The sequence below is a fragment of the Pseudomonas sp. SGAir0191 genome (genome assembly GCF_002812565.2).
Taxonomy (GTDB): Bacteria; Pseudomonadota; Gammaproteobacteria; order Pseudomonadales; family Pseudomonadaceae; genus Aquipseudomonas; species Aquipseudomonas parafulva_B.
On record NZ_CP025035.2, the window covers coordinates 514,741 to 538,237 of the forward strand.

General features: G+C 56.0%; 18 protein-coding genes, 2 tRNA genes and 1 pseudogene. 14 read left to right on the forward strand and 7 right to left on the reverse strand.

From position 1 onward, the window contains the following. Positions 1 to 49: 49 nt before the first annotated feature. Positions 50 to 542: pseudogene (locus tag CWR53_RS23100) on the reverse strand (iron ABC transporter permease); the annotation flags it as partial. 438 nt (positions 543 to 980) lie between these two features. Here CWR53_RS23100 and CWR53_RS02210 point away from each other — a divergent pair. The 5 genes from CWR53_RS02210 to CWR53_RS02230 are packed head-to-tail and all read left to right on the forward strand — an operon-like array spanning position 981 to position 6,585. Then, the gene (locus CWR53_RS02210; RefSeq protein WP_100850692.1) at positions 981 to 2,042 is read left to right on the forward strand and encodes a hypothetical protein; all 1,062 of its coding nucleotides are present in this window, start codon (positions 981 to 983) and stop codon (positions 2,040 to 2,042) included. Between the two features lie 5 nt (positions 2,043 to 2,047). After that, positions 2,048 to 3,571, forward strand: coding sequence for an acetate/propionate family kinase (locus CWR53_RS02215; RefSeq protein WP_100850693.1), 1,524 nt, complete (start codon positions 2,048 to 2,050; stop codon positions 3,569 to 3,571). Beyond that, positions 3,568 to 4,113, forward strand: a complete 546-nt coding sequence (locus tag CWR53_RS02220) for a hypothetical protein (protein ID WP_100850694.1) — start codon at positions 3,568 to 3,570, stop codon at positions 4,111 to 4,113. The genes CWR53_RS02215 and CWR53_RS02220 overlap by 4 nt, the downstream gene beginning before the upstream one ends. A 13-nt stretch (positions 4,114 to 4,126) precedes the next feature. Next, positions 4,127 to 5,296, forward strand: coding sequence for a hypothetical protein (locus tag CWR53_RS02225; protein WP_138031800.1), 1,170 nt, complete (start codon positions 4,127 to 4,129; stop codon positions 5,294 to 5,296). Continuing rightward, positions 5,293 to 6,585: an MATE family efflux transporter gene (locus tag CWR53_RS02230; RefSeq protein WP_100850695.1), complete on the forward strand. Its 1,293-nt coding sequence runs from the start codon at positions 5,293 to 5,295 to the stop codon at positions 6,583 to 6,585. The genes CWR53_RS02225 and CWR53_RS02230 overlap by 4 nt, the downstream gene beginning before the upstream one ends. Before the next feature lie 649 nt (positions 6,586 to 7,234). Here CWR53_RS02230 and CWR53_RS02235 read toward each other — a convergent pair. From CWR53_RS02235 to CWR53_RS02250, 4 genes are all read right to left on the reverse strand, one after another. Next, positions 7,235 to 8,800: an iron ABC transporter permease gene (locus tag CWR53_RS02235; protein ID WP_100850696.1), complete on the reverse strand. Its 1,566-nt coding sequence runs from the start codon at positions 8,798 to 8,800 to the stop codon at positions 7,235 to 7,237. After that, a complete protein-coding gene (locus tag CWR53_RS02240; RefSeq protein WP_058637993.1) occupies positions 8,800 to 9,813 on the reverse strand; it encodes an extracellular solute-binding protein in 1,014 nt (337 codons plus the stop codon). Before CWR53_RS02240 ends, CWR53_RS02235 begins: the two co-directional genes overlap by 1 nt. Before the next feature lie 241 nt (positions 9,814 to 10,054). Beyond that, positions 10,055 to 10,141: transfer RNA gene (locus tag CWR53_RS02245), tRNA-Leu, on the reverse strand. Positions 10,142 to 10,227: 86 nt separating this feature from the next. Then, a tRNA-Leu gene (locus CWR53_RS02250) sits at positions 10,228 to 10,314 on the reverse strand. A 271-nt stretch (positions 10,315 to 10,585) separates the two neighbouring features. Here CWR53_RS02250 and rnr point away from each other — a divergent pair. From rnr to azu, 9 genes are all read left to right on the forward strand, one after another. Then, positions 10,586 to 13,168, forward strand: coding sequence for a ribonuclease R (gene rnr, locus CWR53_RS02255; RefSeq protein WP_058605823.1), 2,583 nt, complete (start codon positions 10,586 to 10,588; stop codon positions 13,166 to 13,168). Continuing rightward, positions 13,165 to 13,911 carry a 23S rRNA (guanosine(2251)-2'-O)-methyltransferase RlmB gene (gene rlmB / locus CWR53_RS02260; protein WP_023532995.1) on the forward strand — a complete coding sequence of 249 codons (747 nt, stop codon included), beginning with the start codon at positions 13,165 to 13,167 and terminating at the stop codon, positions 13,909 to 13,911. Before rnr ends, rlmB begins: the two co-directional genes overlap by 4 nt. A gap of 295 nt (positions 13,912 to 14,206) precedes the next feature. Then, positions 14,207 to 14,632: a 30S ribosomal protein S6 gene (gene rpsF, locus CWR53_RS02265; protein ID WP_021783885.1), complete on the forward strand. Its 426-nt coding sequence runs from the start codon at positions 14,207 to 14,209 to the stop codon at positions 14,630 to 14,632. Positions 14,633 to 14,660: 28 nt separating this feature from the next. Next, positions 14,661 to 14,891: a 30S ribosomal protein S18 gene (gene rpsR / locus CWR53_RS02270; protein WP_003249563.1), complete on the forward strand. Its 231-nt coding sequence runs from the start codon at positions 14,661 to 14,663 to the stop codon at positions 14,889 to 14,891. Between the two features lie 33 nt (positions 14,892 to 14,924). Then, entirely contained in the window at positions 14,925 to 15,788 is an 864-nt protein-coding gene (locus tag CWR53_RS02275; RefSeq protein WP_100850697.1) for a hypothetical protein, read from the forward strand. A 20-nt stretch (positions 15,789 to 15,808) separates the two neighbouring features. Beyond that, positions 15,809 to 16,255: a 50S ribosomal protein L9 gene (rplI, locus tag CWR53_RS02280; protein ID WP_012316464.1), complete on the forward strand. Its 447-nt coding sequence runs from the start codon at positions 15,809 to 15,811 to the stop codon at positions 16,253 to 16,255. 113 nt (positions 16,256 to 16,368) lie between these two features. Next, complete coding sequence (dnaB, locus tag CWR53_RS02285; protein WP_023532900.1) at positions 16,369 to 17,766, forward strand: replicative DNA helicase; 1,398 nt, start codon at positions 16,369 to 16,371, stop codon at positions 17,764 to 17,766. Positions 17,767 to 17,949: 183 nt separating this feature from the next. Beyond that, complete coding sequence (locus tag CWR53_RS02290) at positions 17,950 to 20,250, forward strand: YgiQ family radical SAM protein (RefSeq protein WP_100850698.1); 2,301 nt, start codon at positions 17,950 to 17,952, stop codon at positions 20,248 to 20,250. 350 nt (positions 20,251 to 20,600) lie between these two features. Continuing rightward, positions 20,601 to 21,050: an azurin gene (gene azu / locus CWR53_RS02295; RefSeq protein WP_058605826.1), complete on the forward strand. Its 450-nt coding sequence runs from the start codon at positions 20,601 to 20,603 to the stop codon at positions 21,048 to 21,050. 55 nt (positions 21,051 to 21,105) lie between these two features. Here azu and nadE read toward each other — a convergent pair whose 3' ends face one another. Further along, positions 21,106 to 21,933, reverse strand: coding sequence for an ammonia-dependent NAD(+) synthetase (gene nadE, locus CWR53_RS02300; RefSeq protein WP_100850699.1), 828 nt, complete (start codon positions 21,931 to 21,933; stop codon positions 21,106 to 21,108). Positions 21,934 to 21,937: 4 nt separating this feature from the next. After that, positions 21,938 to 23,143, reverse strand: a complete 1,206-nt coding sequence (gene pncB, locus CWR53_RS02305) for a nicotinate phosphoribosyltransferase (RefSeq protein WP_058605828.1) — start codon at positions 23,141 to 23,143, stop codon at positions 21,938 to 21,940. Between the last annotated feature and the right edge of the window lie 354 nt (positions 23,144 to 23,497).

Sequence of the window (23,497 nt, forward strand, 5' to 3'; positions counted from 1 at the left end):
CAGCGCGATACCTGTGGGAGATGGCTTGCCGGCGATGAGGCGAGGCGGATCAAGCCTTGTTCAAATACAGCCGCGTTGTCAGCAGGTACACCGGCAACACTGACACGACGATAAGCAGTGCCGCGTGAGGCGCCACTGCCACGGACTCCAGGTTGGCCGTATGGACCTCGGTAGCTAATGTGTGCATGCCCTTGGGGCTTAGTCCCAGGGTGGTAGTCAGCATCTTCATCCTATCCAGGAGCACCAGCGCAACGGCCGCTACCACGGTCGGAAAGATGATCGGTATGGTTATCCAGCGGAACGCGTGCGGGGTTATGGCCTGCTGTTCCTGATACAAGCCCAGCCGCCGGTACGCATCGCACGGAACAAGGTCTCACCAACGCATGGAAACATGCAGCAGTTAAGGCAGGCGCTGGGTCCAGATCGCCAGACCAGCGGCATGCAGAAGCCTGCGCCAGCCAGTGACAGTGACAGCGATGTGAACAGCGCCATCGAAATGGCCGGCACAGGAACGCTGCTGAGGAGTCGACGCTCATCCAGGAGCCGAGCGTGGGCAGCGGAATTTTTTGTGCGATGAAATAATTTTCTAGATTCGAAGTTGTAGGAAACTTCCCAAACTAGCCGTTTTTTGCCGGAATCAATTGCAGTGCTAGAAACTGGATACTAGGCTCGTTACGTAATTCGAAGAATCCAATCGAAACTCATCGGACACTGGTACGATTGAAATCTACTGGCACTAGCAGAGAGAAATCCTATAGCGGCAATGTATTAGGACTTCTTCTATGAAGCGCTAAGGCTAGTCTCTGATAGTTATTGCAAATTCTATAATAGGAGGTAGCTCTGTTTCAAAGAGCAACTTTTCAGTGAGAGATGAGGTGGCTGATTTTGCTAAGAGCTATAGTATGAAGCGTACTTGGCGCGTTCAGCCTGCATCCGAAATTAATGCCTGCGCGCCGCAGGTATAGAATATAGAGGTCAATATGCGCGAAACGCTTATCGAACTGAAGAGGTCAGATATAGGTCCCAGTGAAATATCTATACTTAATGGGGAGGTGGTAATACCCAAGCGCTACCTACGCGAACGAGTGCGCCTTGAAAAGGACAGTATTCTCATAGTTTCTGGGTCACTTATTGAAGGAGTTGGAACGATACATTCTGATATAGACTGCATTGTGTTTTGTAATGAGAGACCAAAAGCAGACGATCTTAAGTCGTGTGAGCACGCACTCGTTACGGACATAAATTACCATTATCTTACAGAAAATGAGGAGGTTCATAACACAACCGATTTTTATGGTGAAAGCGGATTACATATTGACACTGATTACATTACGTTTCTTGAGGTCACAAACATAGTTTCAAAAATTGAGCGTGCGTTCAACGATATTCAGTCCGATCAGCGTTTCTTGTATTCACCAGTGCTGCTTGAGCGAGAAAATAACGTTATTCACCGCTCTCTGACGGGTTTTGCATTAGTTGAGGAGGAAAAATTTGAGGCCTTAAAGAAATCAATCCCTCGCGACAAGCATATGTACGTAGCCCACCGTGAAAAGCTACCCGTATTCTATGCATTCCAGGATGTACAAGGCTGTTGGGAGTCGGGTAATTTGTGGATGGGATGCGAAATTACTCGTGAAATGATGCTCAAGACTACTATGAGTTTCTCGTACTTGACAGGGATCACTAATAAGCATCACAAGTGGGTCTATTCAAATGTATTCCGAATCCATGGCTATGACGAGATTAAATATAGCTTCTTTGAGCTTTCTAGGCGCGGGGCGGTTACTGAGAACGAGTGCAGGAAATACATCTTGGATGCGTTAGACTACATGGATAAGGTTTTTATTGCCATTCAGGGGCTATTATCCCAAAACCCAGTTTACCCATCATGTGAAAAGTCACTTGCTGCATTGAACTATGAATTTAACAGGAGAAAGCAAACAGAGCACAAAATTTCTACGTGTGAATACTATTTCAGGAAAAAGTTCTTTGCTGCAGAGGACACTCCGGCATTAACTGTTCTTTTGAAAGAGTGGAGTTAGATTGAATGGATAACATGGTTTGTCGAGATAATTGCAAAATGGCAGTTAATGTCGGAAGCTCTTCAGTCAAGACGTCCATTTTCTATGGAGGCAACCGTGTTGATGTAAATATAAATTTTATAGGGCTTGAGCGACAGTTGTTGAAGGTTAAGTATTACGGTCTAGCCAACCGTACTGACCGAGCCTATCACGTAACAATCGGTAATGACTTGGCAAAGGCGGCCTCAGTTATCCTAAATCTAGGGGTTTCGGTCCTACGAGAGATAAAATGGCCAGCACCACAGGCGGTTGGTCATCGTGTGAAGTTTGCTGGGTTCGGCAAAGGCGTTGAAAGATTCACTGAAAAGAATGTTCTCAGAATGAAGTTCCATGACTACCTAAGCTCGAGGCATAACGAACTTTGTTTGGCCGTGCTGCGTGAAACTCAACAGGCATTCCCAAGCGCAGAGCAACTAATGGTTCGTGATCAGATTACTGAGGACCTGTCTCTTCATGATGTGGATCGAATTCCTTTCGACAATTCCACGATTCGGCGTTATGGACTCTATGCTCATGGTTTCCATGGACTTGCAGTGAAGGCATGTCTGGAGATTATGACCAAGCGTTTTCAGATCGACGCTTTTGATGGTGTTGTATGTCAGATAGGCTCAGGCGTCAGCTTTACGGCTATATCGAACGGTAAAATTGTTTTTAACACAATGCAATTTGCTGCATGTGATGGACCGATTATGCATAATCGCTCAGGCACCCAGCCCACTGGTATTGCATTGCGTTTTTTAAAATACGGACTAAAACCAACCGCATTACCGAGCATGTATAGCCTAACAAGCGGAATTTATGGTTTGGCTGGGGTGTCGGCAGACAGCACAACGACCGTCGAGGATCTTTTAAGTCGGCCAGAATATGTTCACGCCAAAAATGCTTATCTCATGGCAAACGGCGTTGAACTGTTCAGGAGCATTTCAGTACTTGGAAGTGCCAGTCACTTTATTTTTTCTGGTGGGCTTGCTACAAAGCACCGCTGGCTTGGCCCTGAGTTGCTTCTAATTGCTAAAGCTATTACGCCTAAAATCAAAAATACACTCGTCGCCCAACTTGAAGCTAATGAAGGTAAGTTTGCGACGGCTGGTGGTAAAACCGTATGTATAGTTGATATTGATGAGCAAGCTTGCATTCTTAATGAGTGTGAGAAGTTCTCTACAGAAATGGAAGTTTTCGAGATTGAAAGTGGTGCCTGCGAGGTTCCAGGTACATCCGTTGGGGTGGTGATTGAAGGTAGAAGTGGATGGAGCGACGGAAGCATTTGTATGTGTGTAGCTGATTCGGATTTTTTATTCGATAGCTCATCATTTCCTGAAGGTTTCATTTTTTTCGGAAAGTCACGAGGGGATTTTTTTCTGAGGGCTGCATTTGCTAGAAACAATAAAATCCCAGCAATTTTCATAGAAAGTGCATCTCATGACCCGCTATCACTCATTAACAAAGTTGTCTATATGGACACTCCGACCCAAAAGATAGTGATGATATGAATAATAGTTTTACTACGTATATGAAGGAGCTTAATTTTATACCATCCGTCAGGCGTATAACCGCCAGCCGTGAGTGGACGATTGTATTGGGGGATAAAAGAATAGATTCTGATGCTGATCTAATCGGCTTGATAGCAGAGTTGTCAACTCTACTCAGGCGAGGACTTAATGCGGAGGTACAGGCAGGAGCTTTATTAGGTGTTTTATATGTAACGGCAAGGATCTTAGATACATGTCAGAAAATAAAGCTTGAAGATGCCAAAAATTCGATGGAAATAGACTTGGCAATATCCCTGGAGCTGCCCGGTGAGTCTACGAGTGGGTTGGCTTTTCTGAAAGCCAACGATCGCCTACATCGAGAGGACTTGGGCGTAAGGATCGAGGCGTTACTATCAACAATAAATGATTTGTTCGTTGGATGTCCATCAAATACGACCATCAAGAAGGAGTGTACTCAGGATCTTCCGCTGCTGATTCTCTCAAGGGTATACTGCTGTCTTGTTGATATGGTGTTTGAGAACTTAGAACATTTCTGTGAGTGAAGCAGGTGTCAAAATGAATAAAGTAAAAAGTTTTTTACAATATGCGCCACTCACCAATCGATTAACATACTTGAGTGCGCATCAAATCGCTGAACTATTTTATCGTCAAGTATTGGCCTCGTATGATATTGCAAGTAGTGAGGATTTAAAAAAGTGCGTTATATTTTGTTGTGCACACCTGTCTACCGCTGTTAATTTGAGTATTTGTAATCACTGGGTATCTATTTTTGAAAATGTTTATCTAATTCCTAAGAAAGCTTCGTTAAATACCTCGCTTCTTTGCCATGTCGCTAATCCAACACGGATATTGCAAGCTCGGGAAAGGTCTGACTTTGATAGAACTATTGGTGAAATCAAAGCAATTCTATCCGAATCAGATTTTCCGGTTATTTTTTTTGACATTGGTGGGTATTTTGCTCCATATGTTGATGAAATTTCAGAGTTGTTAGGTGATCGCCTTCGCTTAGTTATGGAAGACACAGCTAATGGGCATGTGAAATATGAGAACACTGCTTATTTTGCAACGTCTGCGAGTTTCAAATCTGTCGCATACGATTCCTATAAAATGGCAGAAAATGTCATGGTTGCTAGTATCATTCTCGGACATTTGCGATCATTTATACCTGACTGGTCGTCATATAAGTCCACATTGGTCATCGGCTATGGGCGAATCGGACGGTCGCTATGCTTCGGCTTGCGTTCAAGGGGGGTTAAGAATCTAGTTGTTGTTGAATCGGACAAGGCTCGATCATTTATGGCGATGGCCGAAGGCTTTCCAACCCTAACACCTTCGCAGCTTAGTCAGGAGGTCAGCAGATTCGATTACTGCTTTTCGATGTCAGGTCGGCATGGTGTTACACCAGTGGTCCTGTCTGCGCTTAAGAATAACTCTTATATATCTGTGGTCACTTCTTATGATGACGAGTTTGAAAAATCAATCAAAGATTTATTCGAGCTAGGAGGGCGCGAAGCACTTAGGTGGGACGGCAAGACAATAAATGTCGTCAATAGTGGGCGGCCAATAAATCTTTCAAAATTCGCTGTATTTGATGCAAGGAATCTATCTTTGCATTTTTTATTTGGGCGTATTTTTGCGAGCTTTCTGCGTTCTCTTGGGTTTGAACAAGTCTCAGATTGGGAGAAGATAGCCTATATAGACATAATAAATGAGATCCAGTCATGATGGGAGTCGCCAGGCTGGCCGGGCCCCTTATAATATCTAGACTGGGAGATATGACTTCTTCATTTCTGTTCTTGACATTCGTGGGGCACTTTTTGCCTGAATCCTTAGGTCAGGCCTCTTTCGCGTGGGCCTTTATTTCATTCGCTACAGTAGTTGGTATTGGTCTATTCTCTACACTTATGATCGATGCTGCAGGGCTCAAAGTAGTTGGTAGAGGTCCAGCTAATATGTTGCTGGCAACGAGCTTTAGGGTGGCTTTGACCGCGGGTTTTTTGGTTTCTGGGGGCGTTCTAGCAGTTTTGATCGTACAGTATGGCGCGAGTGAGCTATTACGGTCTCAAAAACTTGGACTTTGGATCATATCTCTATCACTTCCTGCAATTTACTGCCAGATTGTCACATTCAACTATTTAAATGCGACTGGTCATTGTGGGTATGAACTTAAGTTTGTCTGGGTGTCTAATGTGGCATGTGTCGTTATTGGTTTGGTTTATGTCACTGCTAACTTGCCATTGTCATTTGTTTTTTTTGCATTAACATATGTTTCACTTCGTTGGGTGCTGCTTCTTGCAATGCTGCTATATTTCGCACTTGTGGAAAAGCATGTGAACGCCAGTTCTTTTTGGTTATGTTTTCGACAAGCGAAAATTATACGGTTCATAGTGAATGGATTGCCTCTAGCATTGTGCTTTGCTGGAGAGAGTTTCTTATATTTCGCATTATCATTAATTTCAGGCAGGATAGGCAGCTTGGAATTGTCCGCTTATCAAATTTCTTTGCATTTCCTGAGTCTGATTTATATGATATCGATCGGAGTTGGAAATTCTATTGCTATACTCGTTGCGGGTGCAGCACCAGAAATAAAAATTTCAGCGGCAAAAGAAACGCTGTTGGAGGGGGCTAAGTTTGGCGGGCTCCTGATGGTTCCATGTTTAGTTATATGCATGGCCCTGCCTGGTTATGTGGCTGGACTGTACACGTCGGATCCAGCAGTGGTGAAGTTAGCTAGCGAAAGTATAAGATTTTCAGCGCTATTTCTGGTTTTTGAGTTTGTGTACGTCATACTCCGGATGACATTGCGGAGCCTGGGTGATTCCTGGGTCCCTACCTTTGCTACGATTTGCTGCCTCAATGGAGTGGGTTTATCGTTAACGTGGGTTCTTCTTAATATCTACGCACAAAGCTTACGATCAGTTTTCATCGCCCTGACTGCTTGTACTTTTTTTTTGATGATGTATCTAATTTATAGATTCTTCAAGATCTATCATAAAATGCTAATTCGTTCCTAGTAGAGGCGTCCACCAGGTGATCGGCCAGATTACTGGGCGCGCCATTGTAGGTTGCTCTTGTCGCATTCAGTGTTTCGTATGTCCTAGTTGGTGGTGATCGCAGCGGTAGCTGTTTCCTTAAGCGATTGTGCTGAATGCTCTTCGTGAACAGTAATGAACTGGCGGGTACCGAGCTTTAGATCACTAGCAAAGGTCAACCCGTCTCGATAAAGCGTGTGGCTACCCAGGTGTGAAAACCAACTTTCCATCGCCTTTAATCAGGAAGCACTGGTCTGCGAGAAATGCAGTCTGACGCACGGATACTTTTGCAGCCAAGTCTTGATCGAGGCGCTTCCGTGGGTTGAGCTGTGGGCGATCGCAGTTCGGCGGGCGTGTTGCTGCCAATCTGCATAAAAAACTCAGGAACTCCGTGGTCCGGCGCCGCTGGGCAAGTCCGCTTTGTAAGGGGTCAATCGTACCTGCTCTATCGCGCACGTCCCATTGTTCTTCCCCTGGATCTTAAGGCGGGCGCAAAAAGAGGCTCGTGCCTCCCCCACAGGAGTAATTGGTCCGAAACAAAGTGGGCGGTGCTGCAATACGATTTGCCCCGCAAGGCGCCACGCGGGCGGCGCTCGATGTACGCGTCAGCAAAGTATCCACGGCGTATCCATCACGCCCGGTTCAGATACATCCGCGTGGTCAGCAGGTACACCGGCAACCCCGACACCACAATCAACAACGCCGCATACGGGGCCGCGGCTGCGAACTCCACATTGGCCGTGTGTGCCCAGACCTCGGTGGCAAGGGTCGTCATGCCGGTCGGGCTGAGCAGCAACGTTGCCGTCAATTCCTTCATGGCGTCCAGAAACACCAAGGCGAAGGCCGCTGCCATCGCCGGGAAGATGATCGGCAGGGTCACTTTGCAGAACGCGGCAAAGCTGCTTGCACCCAGGGTGCGGGCCGCTTCTTCCAGCGTAGGGGAGGCCTTGTTCAAGGCCGTGCGCACAGGCGACTGGGCCAGAGGCAGGAACAGCAGTGCATAGGCCAGAAGCAGTAACGCCGTGGTCTGGTACAGCACCGGCACGTAGTGCAGCGCGAAGAACACCAGCGTCAGGGCAATGACCAGGCCGGGCAGGGCATGCAGCAGGTACGGCAAGCGTTCTGCCCAAATGGCCAGGCGCCCCTTGTAGCGCACCACCAGGAAGCTGATCGGCAGAGCTAGCACGACGCAGAAGCCGGCGCCGCCCAGCGACACGGACAGCGAAGTGAACAGGGCACTGGAAATATCCGCAATGGGGAACGCTGCGGAGGAACCCACACTGAGCCAGTAACCGAGCATGGCCAATGGAATACCGCTGCCCAATACTGCCAAGCCCAGGCAGAACAACTGAGCAGGTATTGCCCAGCCACGCAGCTTTATAGGCTGAGCGCGGCGTGCCACGCCCTGGCCGATGCGCACATGCCGGGCCTTGCCGCGTACCCGCAGCTCCAGCCAGAGCATGACCAGGCACATGGCTAGCAGTACGGCAGAGAGCATGGCCGCGTTGGCGTTGCTGAACTCCAGCTCGAACTGTTGGTAGATGGCGGTGGTGAATGTCTGCAGGCCTAGAATCGACAGCGCACCGAATTCCACGAGCATGTGCAGGGCAATCAACAAGGCGCCTCCGAGCATCGATGGCCACAGCAGGGGCAGGGTGACTTTCCGGTACACGCTCCAGCGGCTACAGCCCAGGGTCCGCGCCGACTCCTCGAGTGAGGTGTCCAGGTTGCGCAAGGTGGCGGCCACTGGCAGGAAGATCAGCGGGTACTTGGACAGGGCCATCACCAAAATGGCGCCGCCCAGGCCCTCGAAGTCAGCGCTCAGCGAGACCCAGGTGAAGCTGCTGACGAACGACGGCACGGCAAAGGGCAGGCACAACACCACCCCCCACAGCCTGCGACCGGGCAGGTCGCTGCGTTCGAGCAACCAGGCCAGCGCCAGGCCGACCACCATGCAAGTCAGGGTTACCCCGACCATCAACAACAAGGTATTGCGCATCAGCCCCCATACATAGGGGCGCCACAACAGATACAGCGCCTCTCGCCAGCCGGCTTCCCAGGCTTTGATGGCCACGTAGAGCAATGGCAGCACGCTCATCGCCACCAGGAAAAGCACGGGCAGCACCACCCAGATCGAGGGGCGCTTGCGGCGCGGTACGAAACGTACCGGCACCGGCTGGGTCAGGGCGGCAGTCATTAGAGCAGACCGACCTCACGTTCCAGTTCGATGGCTTCCTCGGCATTGCCCAGGTCGGCAGGCGAGATCTTGGGCGGGCGCAGGTCTTCAAACGGCTTCAGGCCCCGGTCGGAGACCATGCCCTTGTGCAGCGGGTACTCGGCTGTCGTCTGGGTGATGACGCGCTGGCCTTCTTCGCTGGCCATCCAGTTGAGCAGGGCCTGGGCTTCCTTGGGGTGCTTGCTGGCCTTCACGGCCGCGGCACCCGAAATGGTCACCAGGTTGCCGGCATCGCCGTCGGCCAGGTAGTACAGCTTGGAATCGAGTTTGCCACGCTCGCGCTCCAAGGCGTACCAGTAGTAGTTGTTGACCAGCACCGCGTCCACTTCACCTTTCTCCACGGCCTTGAGGGCGACCATGTTGTTGGTGTAGGTCTTGCCGAATGCCTTCAGGCCGGTCAACCATTCTTCCGTTGCCTCGCGACCATGCATCTTCAGGATGGCTACCGCCTGCTCCTGGAAAGCCCCGCTGGTGGGCACGAAGCCAACACGCCTGTCCCATTCAGGGTTGGCGAAGTCCATCACCGTAGTCGGCAGGTCCTTCTCGTCGATTTTCTTGGGGTTGTACACCACCACCCGGGTCCGCGCGGTCACGCCCATCCAGGTGCCGTTGGCGGCGACATATTCCTTGGGCAGCATGTTGAGCGTGGCATCATCGATCTTTGCCAGTAGGCCCAATTCACCCAGGTTGTTCAGGGGTGGCGACTCTTCGGTATAGATGATGTCGGCCGGCGAGCGCTCGCCTTCTTCGATGATCTGGCTGGCCAGCTGGTTGCTGCTGCCCTTGCGAATATTGATATGGATGCCGGTCTTGGCTTCATAAGCCTTGGCGATGGCCTCGCCGATTTCCTTGTGCTGACCGTTGTACATGGTCAAGGTGACCGGCGCGTCTGCCATGGCGGCCGGAGCGCCGATGACCAGGCTCAATACGGCGGCGGCCAGGGTGCGCATCAGCGGTTGCGGGCGGATCGTCATGCGGGTACTTCCTCGCTTACGGCTACATATTCGGAAACAATGGTAAACGAAATCGTTTCTCATGTGGCGAGGTGACGATAAATTCATTGAGCGGGTTACGTGGGGTTATGCACGCATCGGAAGGGGCGGGGGGGTGAGCCTTGCGCGCCGTCTTGCAGAAGGCCGAACGCACGGAAGGGCGCGGCCAAGTGCTGAATTTCAGGCAAGAAAAAACCCACTAGCAAGCTAGTGGGTTTTTGTATGGTGCCCAGGAGAAGACTCGAACTTCCACGACCGTTAAGTCACTGATACCTGAAACCAGCGCGTCTACCAATTCCGCCACCTGGGCAAAGCTTTACATCATCTGATGAAGGCGACTATTGTTCGCTTCACACAGTAGTAACAGATCCTTGGTCATCTATTACTTGAAAATTATGGTGCCCAGGAGAAGACTCGAACTTCCACGGCCGTTAAGCCACTGATACCTGAAACCAGCGCGTCTACCAATTCCGCCACCTGGGCACACATTCGAGATAAAAGATGCTTTACAGCGCCGCTCATCTCTACTACAACTTCGGGGTTGTCCGTCGTCGTGGTGCGCACTATACGGATGCTCCCAAGGGCTGTAAAGCCCTCGATCAAAAAAAATCTCAAAAAATTCAACTTGTTGATTTCATGGGCCTATTGCCGATTGCCGAGCGCTCCTCAGGGGGCTGTCCAAGGCTGACATTTCCGGTTTCAATACGCCTATGCCAAAATTCCTATCTATATACCCCAAGGTGAACCCCTTCTGATGGCCGATTGGCAATCCCTCGATCCCGAGGCCGCTCGCGAAGCGGAAAAATACGACAACCCCATTCCCAGCCGTGAGCTGATCCTGCAGCGCCTTGCCGACCGTGGCGAACCGGCCGCGCGCGAGGAGCTGGCGGCAGAGTTCGGTCTGCACGAAGAAGACCAGATCGAAGCACTGCGTCGCCGCCTGCGGGCCATGGAGCGCGACGGCCAGCTTATCTACACCCGGCGCGGCACCTATGCCCCGGTGGACAAGCTGGACCTCATCTGCGGTCGCGTCTCCGGCCACCGCGACGGCTTTGGCTTCCTCATTCCCGACGACGGTAGCGAAGACCTGTTCCTGAGCCCGTCGCAGATGCGCCTGGTATTCGATGGCGACCGCGCCCTGGCTCGCGTATCTGGCGTCGACCGCCGTGGTCGCCGCGAAGGCGTACTGGTAGAGGTTGTCTCCCGCGCCCATGAAAGCGTAGTCGGCCGCTACTTCGAGGAGGGCGGCATCGGTTACGTGACCCCCGACAACCCGAAGATCCAGCAGGAAGTGCTGGTCACGGCCGGGCGTAACGGTGGCGCGAAGATCGGCCAGTTCGTCGAGATCAAGATCACCCATTGGCCGACGGCGCGGTTCCAGCCACAAGGCGATGTGGTGGAAGTGGTCGGCAACTACATGGCGCCGGGCATGGAAATCGACGTTGCCTTGCGCAGCTACGATATCCCACACGTTTGGCCCAAGGATGTGATCAAGGAGGCCCGCAAGTTCCGCTCCGAAGTCGAAGACAAGGACAAGGAAAAGCGCGTCGACCTGCGCCACCTGCCTTTCGTGACCATCGACGGCGAGGACGCGCGCGACTTCGACGATGCCGTTTACTGCGAACCGCTGGGCAAGCTGCGGATGTTCTCCGGTGGCTGGCGCCTTTATGTGGCCATCGCCGACGTGTCGAGCTACGTTCGCCTGGGCTCGGCGCTGGATGTGGAAGCCCAGCAGCGCGGCAACTCGGTGTACTTCCCCGAGCGCGTGGTGCCCATGCTGCCCGAGGAACTGTCCAACGGCCTGTGCTCGTTGAACCCGCATGTCGATCGCCTGGCCATGGTCTGTGAAATGACCATGAACAAGGCCGGGCAAATGGTCGACTACCAGTTCTATGAAGGGGTCATCCACTCCCACGCCCGCCTGACCTACAACAAGGTCAGCAGCATGCTCGAGCATTCACGCACCCGTGAAGGCAAGGCGCTGCGCGAGGAATACAAGGAAGTCGTCCCGGACCTGAAGAACCTCTACAACCTGTACAAAGTCCTGCTCGAGGCCCGTCACACCCGCGGTGCCATTGACTTCGAGACCCAGGAAACTCGCATCGTCTTCGGCGAAGACCGCAAAATCGCGGAAATTCGCCCGACCGTGCGCAACGATGCGCACAAGCTGATCGAGGAATGCATGCTGGCCGCCAACGTGGCCACGGCAGAGTTCTTGCAAAAACATAACGTGCCGGCCCTGTACCGCGTGCACGACGGCCCACCACCGGAGCGCCTGGAAAAGCTGCGCGCGTTCCTGGGCGAGCTGGGGCTGTCCCTGCACAAGGGCAAGGATCCGTCGCCCAAGGACTACCAGGCGCTGCTGGCGAGCATCGCTGCCCGCCCGGACTTCCATCTGATCCAGACCGTGATGCTGCGCTCGCTCAGCCAGGCGGTGTACAGCACCGACAACAACGGCCACTTTGGCTTGAACTACGAGGCGTACACCCACTTCACCTCGCCGATCCGCCGTTACCCTGACCTGCTGGTGCACCGCGCCATCCGCAGCGTGATCCGCTCCAAGGTCGATACCCCGCACGTCAAGCGTGCCGGTGCCATGAGCATTCCCAAGGCGCGCATCTACCCGTACGACGAGAACACCCTCGAGCAACTGGGCGAGCAGTGTTCGATGACCGAACGTCGGGCTGACGAAGCCACCCGTGACGTGGTCAACTGGCTCAAGTGCGAGTACATGAAAGACCGCGTGGGCGAGACGTTCCCGGGTGTGATCACTGCGGTGACCGGTTTCGGCCTGTTCGTCGAGCTGACCGACATCTACGTCGAGGGTCTGGTGCACGTCAGTGCGCTGCCGGGCGACTATTACCACTTCGACCCTGTGCATCATCGCCTGTCGGGCGAACGCACCGGCCGCAGCTTCCGGCTGGGTGACACGATCGAGGTCAAGGTCATGCGCGTGGACCTGGACGAGCGCAAGATCGACTTCGAGGTGGCCGACGCCACTTTGGCCGCTCCGATCGGTCGCAAGCAGCGTGGTGCAACGGCTGCGGCTGCCCCGACCGAGCAAGCTCCGGAGCAAGTGAAGGCCAAGGCCACGCCCAAGCCGCGCAGCCGCAAGAGCGAAGCCTCCGAGGCGTACTTCCCCAAGGACGCCGTGCAGCGCAACGCCGAGGTGCGCAAGAGCCGCGAAATGAAAAAGGCGCTGATGACCGAGGCCCGCACTACCGGCCACGGCAGCAGCAAGTCGGACAAGGGCAGCAAGACGTCCGGCAAGCCTACCAAGCACCGTAAAGGGCCGTCGAAATCCGGCGCCTCACGCAAGAGCAAGAGCAATTCATGAGTCAGTTGGAAAAGATCTACGGCGTTCACGCGGTACAGGCGCTGTTGCAGCACCATCCCAAGCGAGTCAAGCAGATCTGGCTGTCAGAGGGTCGCAGCGAGCCGCGCCTGCAAGCGCTGCTGGCCTTGGCCGCCGAGAACCGTGTGGCCGTGGGTCAAGCCGAACGCCGTGAGATGGACGCCTGGGTCGAGGGCGTGCACCAGGGTGTGGTGGCCGAGGTGAGCCCCAGCCAGGTCTGGGGCGAGCTTATGCTCGAGGAGTTGCTCGAACGCACTGAAACGCCGCCGCTGATCCTGGTGCTGGACGGGGTGACCGACCCGCACAACCTAGGTGCCTGCCTGCGCACCGCCGATGCGGCGGGGGCCACGGCTGTGATCGTGCCCAAGGACAAGTCAGCGACCCTTACGCCTGTAGTGCGCAAGGTCGCATGCGGCGCAGCCGAGGTGATCCCGCTGGTGGCCGTGACCAATCTTGCGCGTACGCTTGAGAAGTTGCAGCAGCGGGGCCTATGGGTGGTCGGCACCGCTGGCGAAGCCGAGCAGGAAATCTACCAGCAGGACCTGACCGGCCCGCTGGTGATGATCATGGGCGCCGAAGGCAAGGGCATGCGCCGGCTGACCCGCGAGCACTGCGATTTTCTGGTGAAGCTGCCGATGAGCGGCAGCGTCAGCAGCCTGAACGTGTCCGTGGCCACTGGCGTATGCCTGTTCGAGGCCGTGCGCCAGCGTCAGGCCAAGGGTTGAGCCCAGGGCCGTGCCGGTCTTGTGGCCGGCGCGGCGTCAGCCTGACCTGACCACGTGAACTGATCCTATGCAGGCAGCTGCACCCGTGGAGCGACAGGCGCCGCGTCGAAGTGTTTCCGGTTGTTCAAATAATCGCCAATTGCCTTGCTTGTCTGTCTGGCCTTCTCTACAATTGCGCCCCTTGCCGAGCTGGCAGGTGCGCATGTGCCTCTACTCCCTGGCAAGACACACCAGTGTCATTCACTCCTTGTCTGACCAGATTCGCTGGCAGACTACTAACCCGTAAGGAGCATTCATGCGTCATTACGAAATCATCTTCCTGGTTCACCCGGACCAGAGCGAGCAAGTCGGCGGCATGGTTGAGCGTTACACCAAGCTGATCGAAGAAGATGGTGGCAAGATCCACCGCCTGGAAGATTGGGGCCGTCGTCAACTGGCCTACGCAATCAACAATGTTCACAAGGCTCACTACGTGATGCTGAACGTTGAGTGCACTGGCAAGGCCCTGGCCGAGCTGGAAGACAACTTCCGCTACAACGATGCCGTTATCCGTAACCTTGTCATCCGTCGCGACGAAGCCGTTACCGGTCAGTCCGAGATGCTGAAGGCTGAAGAAAACCGCAGCGAGCGCCGTGAGCGTCGTGAGCGTCCTGAGCATGCCGAGTCCGCCGAAGGCGACGACAGCAATGACAGCGACTCCAGCGATAACGCTGACGAGTAATCCACGGACCTTTAGAGGAGCCTATTAAATGGCACGTTTCTTCCGTCGTCGTAAATTCTGCCGCTTCACTGCTGAAGACGTGAAAGAGATCGACTTCAAAGATCTCAACACCCTGAAAGCTTACGTATCCGAAACCGGCAAGATCGTTCCAAGCCGTATCACCGGTACCAAAGCTCGTTATCAGCGTCAGCTGGCTACCGCTATCAAGCGCGCCCGCTTCCTGGCCCTGCTGCCCTACACCGACAGCCACGGCCGCTGAGACCGGGTCGTCGACAAGCAGTAAGGGATTAGCATGCGAGCGTTAGCAAGTTTCATCATGCGCGGTCGTGTGCAGGCCACCCTCGTGGTGGTCATCAGCGCGGTATTGCCGCTGCTGTTCTGGTTGAGTGCCGCTGCCGGCAGCCTTGTGCTGCTGCGGCGCGGGTTCAAGGATGCTTCAACGGTCATCGCTGGCGGCTTGCTGGCAGGGTTGGCCGTTTGGGTCATGGGCGATCCGATCACCTTCATGGTGATCGCGGGCGCCCTGGCACTTGCCGGCCTGTTGCGGGCCGAGCATCCCTGGAGTCGGGTGTTGGTGGTCAGTGCCGTGTTCGCCGTGGCGTTCAGCCTCGTGCTCGATCTGGCGCTGGCCCCTAACTTCGATGCGCTGGCCAAGGCGTTTGCCGAAGCCATGCCGCAAGTAGAAGGGCAGCCGGTGCTCTCCGGTGAAGTGATCCGCCCATTGCTGGTCACTTCCACAGCGGTGACAGTGCAGTTGTTCTGCGTGCTGGCCTTGGTGCTAGCGCGCTATTGGCAGGCAGCGTTGTACAACCCTGGAGGCTTCGGTCACGAGTTTCGTGCCCTGAAGCTGCCGAAACAGACCATGGTGGCCCTGGTGGCAGTGATGGTGGTGGCCCCGTTCATCGGGCCGCAGTTCATCATCCTGGCATCGGCTTCGAGCCTGGTACTGGTGCTGGCCGGCATCGCTTTGATGCATGGGCTCGTGGCGCAGGGCCGACTGGCCGGTTTCTGGCTGGTAGGGATGTACGTGACGCTGCCGCTGATCATGCAGCTGATTTACCCGTTGCTGGTGGTCCTGGCCATTGTCGACAGCCTGATTGATTTTCGCGGTCGCAAGTCCCCCAAAGGGAATGACTCCGCGAACGGTGAAGGTTAAAAGTTAAGAGGTTTTACCAAATGGAACTGATCCTGCTGGAAAAAGTCGCCAACCTGGGCAACCTGGGCGATAAAGTAAAAGTTAAGGCTGGTTACGGCCGTAACTTCCTGCTGCCATTCGGCAAGGCTACCGTTGCCAACGCCGCCAACCTGGCTGCGTTCGAAGAGCGTCGCGCCGAGCTGGAAAAAGCAGCTGCAGACCGTAAATCGTCGGCTGAAAGCCGCGCTGCCCAACTGGCCGAGCTGGAAGTGACCATCACTGCCACCGCTGGCGACGAAGGCAAGCTGTTCGGTTCGATCGGCACCCACGACATCGCTGACGCCCTGACCGCCTCCGGCGTTGAAGTGGCCAAAGCTGAAGTTCGTCTGCCGAACGGCACCATCCGTCAGGTTGGCGAATACGACGTAGCCGTGCACCTGCACAGCGACGTTGAAGCCACCGTACGCGTGGTCGTCGTAGCTGCCTAAGCTGCGCTGACTGGCTGGCCCCTCAGGTGTCAGCCGGTTAACATCGGGCACGGTCCTGTCTTCGACAGGCCGTGCCCTTTGTCTTTTTCATCCTCCAGAATTCTTTCGTGGCCATGAACGAGATCACTACCTCCGAACAGCTCGACCTGCAAACCGCAGCCCTGAAAGTGCCGCCGCATTCCATCGAGGCCGAACAGGCCGTGCTCGGTGGACTGATGCTGGACAACAACGCCTGGGAGCGGGTGCTGGATCAGGTGTCGGACGGTGACTTCTACCGGCATGACCATCGGCTGATCTTCCGTGCCGTGCACAAGTTGGCCGACGCCAACCAGCCGTTCGATGTGGTGACGCTGCACGAGCAGCTCGACAAGGAAGGCCTGTCGACGCAGGTCGGTGGCCTGGCGTACCTGGCCGAACTGGCCAAGAACACGCCTTCGGTGGCCAACATCAAGGCTTACGCCGCGATCATTCGCGAGCGGGCCACGCTGCGGCAACTGATCAGCATCAGTACCGACATCGCAGACAATGCGTTCAACCCGCAAGGCCGTGATGCGGCGGAAATCCTCGACGACGCCGAGCGGCAGATCTTCCAGATCGCCGAGGCACGGCCCAAGACAGGCGGCCCGGTAGGGGTCAACGACCTGTTGACCATGGCCATCGACCGCATCGACACCTTGTTCAACTCCGACAGCGACATCACCGGTATTTCCACCGGTTATACCGACCTGGACGAGAAAACCAGCGGCCTTCAGCCGGCCGACCTGATCATCGTGGCGGGCCGACCTTCGATGGGTAAAACCACGTTCGCCATGAACCTGGTGGAAAACGCCGTGCTGCGGACCGACAAGGCCGTACTGGTGTTTTCGCTGGAAATGCCAGGCGAATCGTTGGTCATGCGTATGCTGTCCTCACTGGGTCGTATCGACCAGACCAAAGTCCGCTCCGGTCAATTGAGCGACGACGACTGGCCACGCCTCACCTCGGCGGTGAACCTGCTCAACGACCGCAAGTTGTTCATCGATGACACCGCCGGCATCAGCCCATCGGAAATGCGCGCGCGCACCCGGCGCCTGGCACGCGAGCACGGCGAGATCGCCATGATCATGGTCGACTACCTGCAGCTGATGCAGATTCCCGGATCTTCCGGTGACAACCGCACAAACGAGATTTCCGAAATCTCCCGGTCGCTCAAAGCCTTGGCCAAGGAATTCAATTGCCCGGTCATTGCTCTCTCGCAGCTCAACCGTTCGTTGGAGCAGCGCCCGAACAAACGCCCGGTGAACTCCGACTTGCGTGAATCGGGTGCAATCGAGCAGGACGCCGACGTCATCATGTTCGTGTACCGCGACGAGGTGTACCACCCCGAAACCGAGCACAAGGGCGTGGCGGAAATCATCATCGGCAAACAGCGTAACGGGCCTATCGGCTTTGTGCGCCTGGCGTTCATCGGCAAGTACACCCGCTTCGAGAACCTCGCGCCGGGCATGTACAACTTCGACGACGACGAATAGCGCCTGTTTCTGCTTCACCAGACATACCTCATCACCTGCACCGTGGGGCGAACGTGCCCCGCGAGGTGTCACGCCCCAATCATCGCACGCCTGTCAATTCCCACGAATCCAGTCGGATTTGGTTAAAATTTGTGCTATTCTCCGCGCCCGCGATTTCCCTGCACACCAGAGCCGGTCACTGATATGCAAGCAGCCAAACCACTTTACGATTATCCCAAGTACTGGGCCGAATGCTTCGGGCCAGCACCTTTCCTGCCGATGAGCAGGGAGGAGATGGATCTGCTCGGTTGGGATTCCTGCGACATCATCATCGTGACCGGCGATGCCTACGTCGACCATCCGTCGTTCGGCATGGCCATCATCGGCCGGTTGCTGGAAGCCCAGGGTTTTCGCGTGGGCATCATTGCCCAGCCGAACTGGCAGTCCAAAGACGACTTCATGAAGCTTGGCGAGCCCAACCTGTTCTTCGGTGTGGCTGCCGGCAACATGGACTCGATGATCAACCGCTACACCGCCGACAAGAAGATCCGTTCCGACGACGCCTACACCCCGGGCGGCCTGGCGGGCAGCCGGCCTGACCGTGCCAGCCTGGTGTACAGCCAGCGTTGCAAGGAAGCCTACAAGCACGTGCCCATCGTGCTGGGCGGCATCGAGGCCTCGTTGCGCCGCATTGCGCACTACGATTACTGGCAGGACAAGGTGCGCCACTCGATCCTGATCGACGCCAGCGCCGACATCCTGCTGTTCGGCAACGCCGAGCGTGCCGTGGTCGAGGTGGCGCAACGGCTGTCCAACGGCGAGAAGATCGAGTCGATCACCGACGTGCGTGGCACGGCCTTCGTGCGGCGCGACACCCCGGAAGGCTGGTTCGAAATCGACTCCACCCGTATCGATCGTCCGGGGCGTGTCGACAAGATCATCAACCCGTACGTCAACACCCAGGACACCCAGGCCTGCGCCATCGAGCAAGCCAAGGGCGACCAGGAAGACCCGAATGAAGCCAAGGTGGTGCAGATACTGGACAGCCCGCGCGTGACGCGCGAGAAGTCGGTGATTCGCCTGCCATCGTTCGAAAAGGTGCGTAACGACCCGGTCCTGTATGCGCACGCCAACCGTGTGCTGCACCTGGAGACCAACCCAGGCAACGCCCGCGCCCTGGTGCAGAAACACGGCGAGGTGGACGTGTGGTTCAACCCACCGCCCATTCCCATGAGCACCGAGGAAATGGACTACGTGTTCGGCATGCCCTATGCGCGCGTGCCGCACCCTGCCTATGGCAAAGAACGCATCCCGGCCTACGAGATGATCCGCTTCTCGGTCAACATCATGCGCGGCTGCTTCGGCGGTTGTACGTTCTGCTCGATCACCGAGCACGAAGGGCGCATCATCCAGAACCGTTCGCACGAATCGATCCTCAACGAAATCGAGGAAATGCGCGATAAGGTGCCCGGCTTCACCGGCGTGGTATCGGACCTCGGCGGCCCTACCGCCAACATGTACCGTATCGCCTGCAAGAGCCCGGAAATCGAGAAGCACTGCCGCAAACCCTCGTGCGTGTTCCCCGGTATCTGCGAGAACCTGAACACCGACCACAGTTCGTTGATCGAGCTGTATCGCAAGGCCCGTGCGCTGCCAGGCGTGAAAAAAATCCTCATCGCCTCGGGCCTGCGCTACGACCTGGCGGTGGAGTCGCCGGAGTACGTCAAGGAGCTGGTGACCCACCACGTGGGCGGCTACCTGAAGATTGCCCCGGAGCACACCGAGCGTGGCCCGCTGGACAAGATGATGAAGCCGGGCATTGGCAGCTATGACCGCTTCAAGCGCATGTTCGAGAAGTTCTCCAAGGAGGCGGGCAAGGAGCAGTACCTGATTCCGTACTTCATCGCGGCGCACCCCGGCACCACCGACGAAGACATGATGAACCTGGCCTTGTGGCTCAAGGGCAACGGTTTCCGTGCCGACCAGGTGCAGGCGTTCTACCCCTCGCCGATGGCGTCGGCCACAGCCATGTATCACTCGGGCAAGAACCCGCTGCGCAAGGTGACCTACAAGAGCGAGGGCGTGGATATCGTCAAGAGCGACGAGCAGCGTCGCTTGCACAAGGCGTTTCTGCGTTACCACGACCCCAAGGGCTGGCCGATGCTGCGCGAGGCGCTGCAGCGCATGGGGCGTGCCGACTTGATCGGGCCAGGCAAGCATCAGCTGATTCCGTTGCACCAGCCGCAATCCGATACCTACCAGAGCGCCCGGCGCAAGAACTCGACGCCTGCCGGTAGCCACAAGGTGGGTAAGGACCAAAAGATCCTGACCCAGCACTCCGGCCTGCCGCCGCGCGCCAGCGATGGCAGCAAGCCATGGGACAAGCGCGAGAAGGCAAAGGCGGAAGCGTTCGCCCGCAACCAGCAGGCGGCCAAGGAGCGCAAGGAGTCGGCCAAGGGTGGCAAAGGCGGGAAGAAGCCGCGCCAGCCAGTCATTCCCCGCTAAAACCCGGGCCGCCTGGCGGCCCCTTCCTCAGCTGCAAAGGGTTACTCGGTTACTGCACATCGGCATCACTCGGGGCGCGAGAATTCGCAGATCGCGCCTGTGGCAGCGTGGGCATAGGCAGCGAGCAGGCTGTTCAAGAAACTGGACATGGGCATTTGGTACTGCTCCTAAATGAGAGGTTGTCCCATCGTCTATTAAAAGGGCATGATGTGCCCTTAGATTGGTTGTATACAATCCATTGAACAATTCAACTGACTGGCCCATTGACATCCCCTTGATGCACGTCACCCAGGGGCTGGACGGTTTCAGGCAGTCTCGCTGTTGATAAAACCCTGCCAAGGAGATTCACGATGTTTGCGAAAGCTGTAGCGGTATCCCTGCTGACCCTCGCCAGCGCCTCTGTCTTCGCAGCCGAGTGTTCGGTAACTGTCGATTCGACTGACCAGATGTCCTTCAACACCAAGGAAATCACGGTCGACAAAAGCTGCAAAGAATTCACCGTCAAACTGACCCACTCCGGCAACCTGCCGAAGAACGTCATGGGCCATAACCTGGTCATCAGCAAGACGGCCGACATGCAGGGCATTGCCACCGAAGGCATGAGTCAGGGTCTTGAAAAGGACTACATCAAGGCCGACAACGCCGCCATCATCGCCCACACCAAGATGATCGGCGCGCCAGAGAAGGAAACCGAAGTGACGTTCGACACCGCCAAGCTCGAAGCCGGCGGTGACTACAGCTTCTTCTGCACCTTCCCAGGTCACATCTCGATGATGAAAGGCAAAGTCGTGGTCAAGTGATGTGACCGCGCGCTAGAACACGAATTGGGGCCGCAACGCGGCCCCAATTGCGTATTCAAGGGGCGAATGGCAGTTCGCGCTTGTGCTGGGTCTTGCGGTAGTTGGCAACGATGACATCGAACGCGGCTTGATCGATTTCCTGGCCATGCAGGAATGCATCGATTTGCTGGTAGGTGACCCCGTGGGCCGCTTCGTCTGGCTTGCCCGGGTCAAGGTCTTCGAGGTCAGCGGTAGGCACTTTCTCCACCAGTGACTCCGGCGCCCCGAAATGGCGCGCGATGGCGCGTACCTGATGCTTGACCAGGCCACTGAGCGGCGCCAGGTCGCAGGCGCCGTCGCCGAACTTGGTGTAAAAGCCCATGACCGCCTCGGCCGCATGGTCGGTACCGATCACCAGGCCGGCGCGCGCGCCTGCGATGGTGTACTGGGCAACCATGCGCATCCTGGCCTTGATGTTACCCACCACGAAATCCACGAGCGTGGGCGAGCCGTTTTTCAACGCCTGCGTTTCGCCTGCCAGTGCCTTGACGGCCGGGGCAATGTCGATGGTATGCGTCTCGTCCGGCTTGATGACTTCCAGGCACGCCTGCGCATCATGCTCATCGTGCTGGACATGATAGGGCAGGCGCACCGCGATGAAGGTATAGCCCTTGTCACCGGTTTCATCACGCAACTCGTTGATGGCGCGCTGGGCGAGCAGGGCTGCGGTCAGCGAATCGACGCCACCGCTGATGCCCAGTACCAGGGTCTTGAGCCTTGCATTGGCCAGGCAGTCCTTGATGAACGCTACCCGCCGGGTCACTTCGGCCTCGAGGGCGGCAGCGTCGGCGAACGGCGGTTGTACCTTGAGTGCCTGGGCAATCTCTTGCTGAACCGCTTGCATGGGGTTACTCCTTGCTGGGGACTTTGAAAACGTGACGTAGGTAGGTGACGAAGTTCTCGTCACGACACTGGGTCTTGGCCGCTTCGTCTGAAATCTTGGCCACCGGTGCGCCGTTGCAATCGGTCATCTTCAGCACGATGCTCATCGGCGTTACGCCCGGAATGTCGCAGGTCAGGTTGGTGCCGATACCGAAGCTTACGTTGATGCGACCACGCAGGGCACGGAAGATTTCCAGCGCCCGGGGCAGGTTCAGCCCATCGGAGAACACCAGCGTCTTGGTCATCGGGTCGATGCCCAGGTGCTGGTAGTGAGCAATGGCTTTTTCGGCCCAGAGCACAGGATCACCGGAGTCGTGGCGCAGCCCATCGAAGAGCTTGGCGAAGTACAGGTCGAAATCGCCCAGGAAAGCGTCCATGGTCACGCAGTCGGTCAAGGCGATGCCCAGCAACCCCCGGTACTCACGCACCCAGCAATCGAGTGCGGCGATCTGGCTGTCGATCAACCGCGGGCCCAGTTGTTGATGGGCCATGATCCATTCATGAGCCATGGTGCCCAGCGGCTTGATGTCGAGCTTCCAGGCCAGGTCCACGTTGCTGGTACCGACGAAGCGGGCCGGGAAGTCATCGCGCAACACCCGCACCACGTCTTCCTGCACACGGCTGGAGAAACGCCGGCGGGTACCAAAGTCGGCGACCTGCATTTCGGCCAGTTCATCGGTGCTGGCATTGGCGCGCAGCCAATCGAATTTACGGTAAAGCTGATCACGGGCATCGGCCAGGCGCATGTGCGGGTGCAGCGAACGGTTGCGAACCTCGCTGATGATGGCAAGCAGAGGCACCTCGAACAGGATCACATGCAGCCAGGGCCCTTTGAGGCGCAGCACCAGCTGACCGTCGTCGATGCCCAGATGCACGTAACGCAGGTTGAAGCGGAACAATCTCAGAAAGCGCAAGAAATCAGGCTTGAGAAAGCTGATGCGCTCCAGGAAAGCGAGTTGGCCAGTATCCAGCGTCAGTTCGGCAAGCTGCTCGAGTTGCTGGCGAATGTCGTGCAGGTAGGGACGCAGGTCCTCGCCATTGCGGCAGCGAAATTCCCATTCGACATCGGCGTCAGGGTAGTTGTGGAGCACGCCCTGCATCATGGTGAGCTTGTAGAAATCGGTGTCGAGCAGGTTATGCACGATGCGCTCGGCGAATGCGCTCTCGCTCATCAAGGTGGCTCCAGAAACGGCAATAGGCGGTCATTGTGCCAGTCTTTGCCATGCCGATGTGATTGCGACGCCGATGGAAAGGTAAGGCAGCGTGAAACCCTTCAGAAGAATCTGACTACGGTGTCGTACCAGCCAAACCAGGCGGCGTTACGTCGCGTGCCGAGTGTAGTTAAGGTGCGGGCTGTAGCAGTCATGCACCAGCTGTGTGCAGTTCGGTGACGTTAATTGTTACAGGTCGGTTGCCCATCGGCCCGTGCACCAGTTGCAACGCCCTGCCGTTACGGTTGCCCCGCGCCGCGATAATCGGTGTCACCTGAGGTGGAATAGACGGTTGCACGCTCAATAAAGAAACGG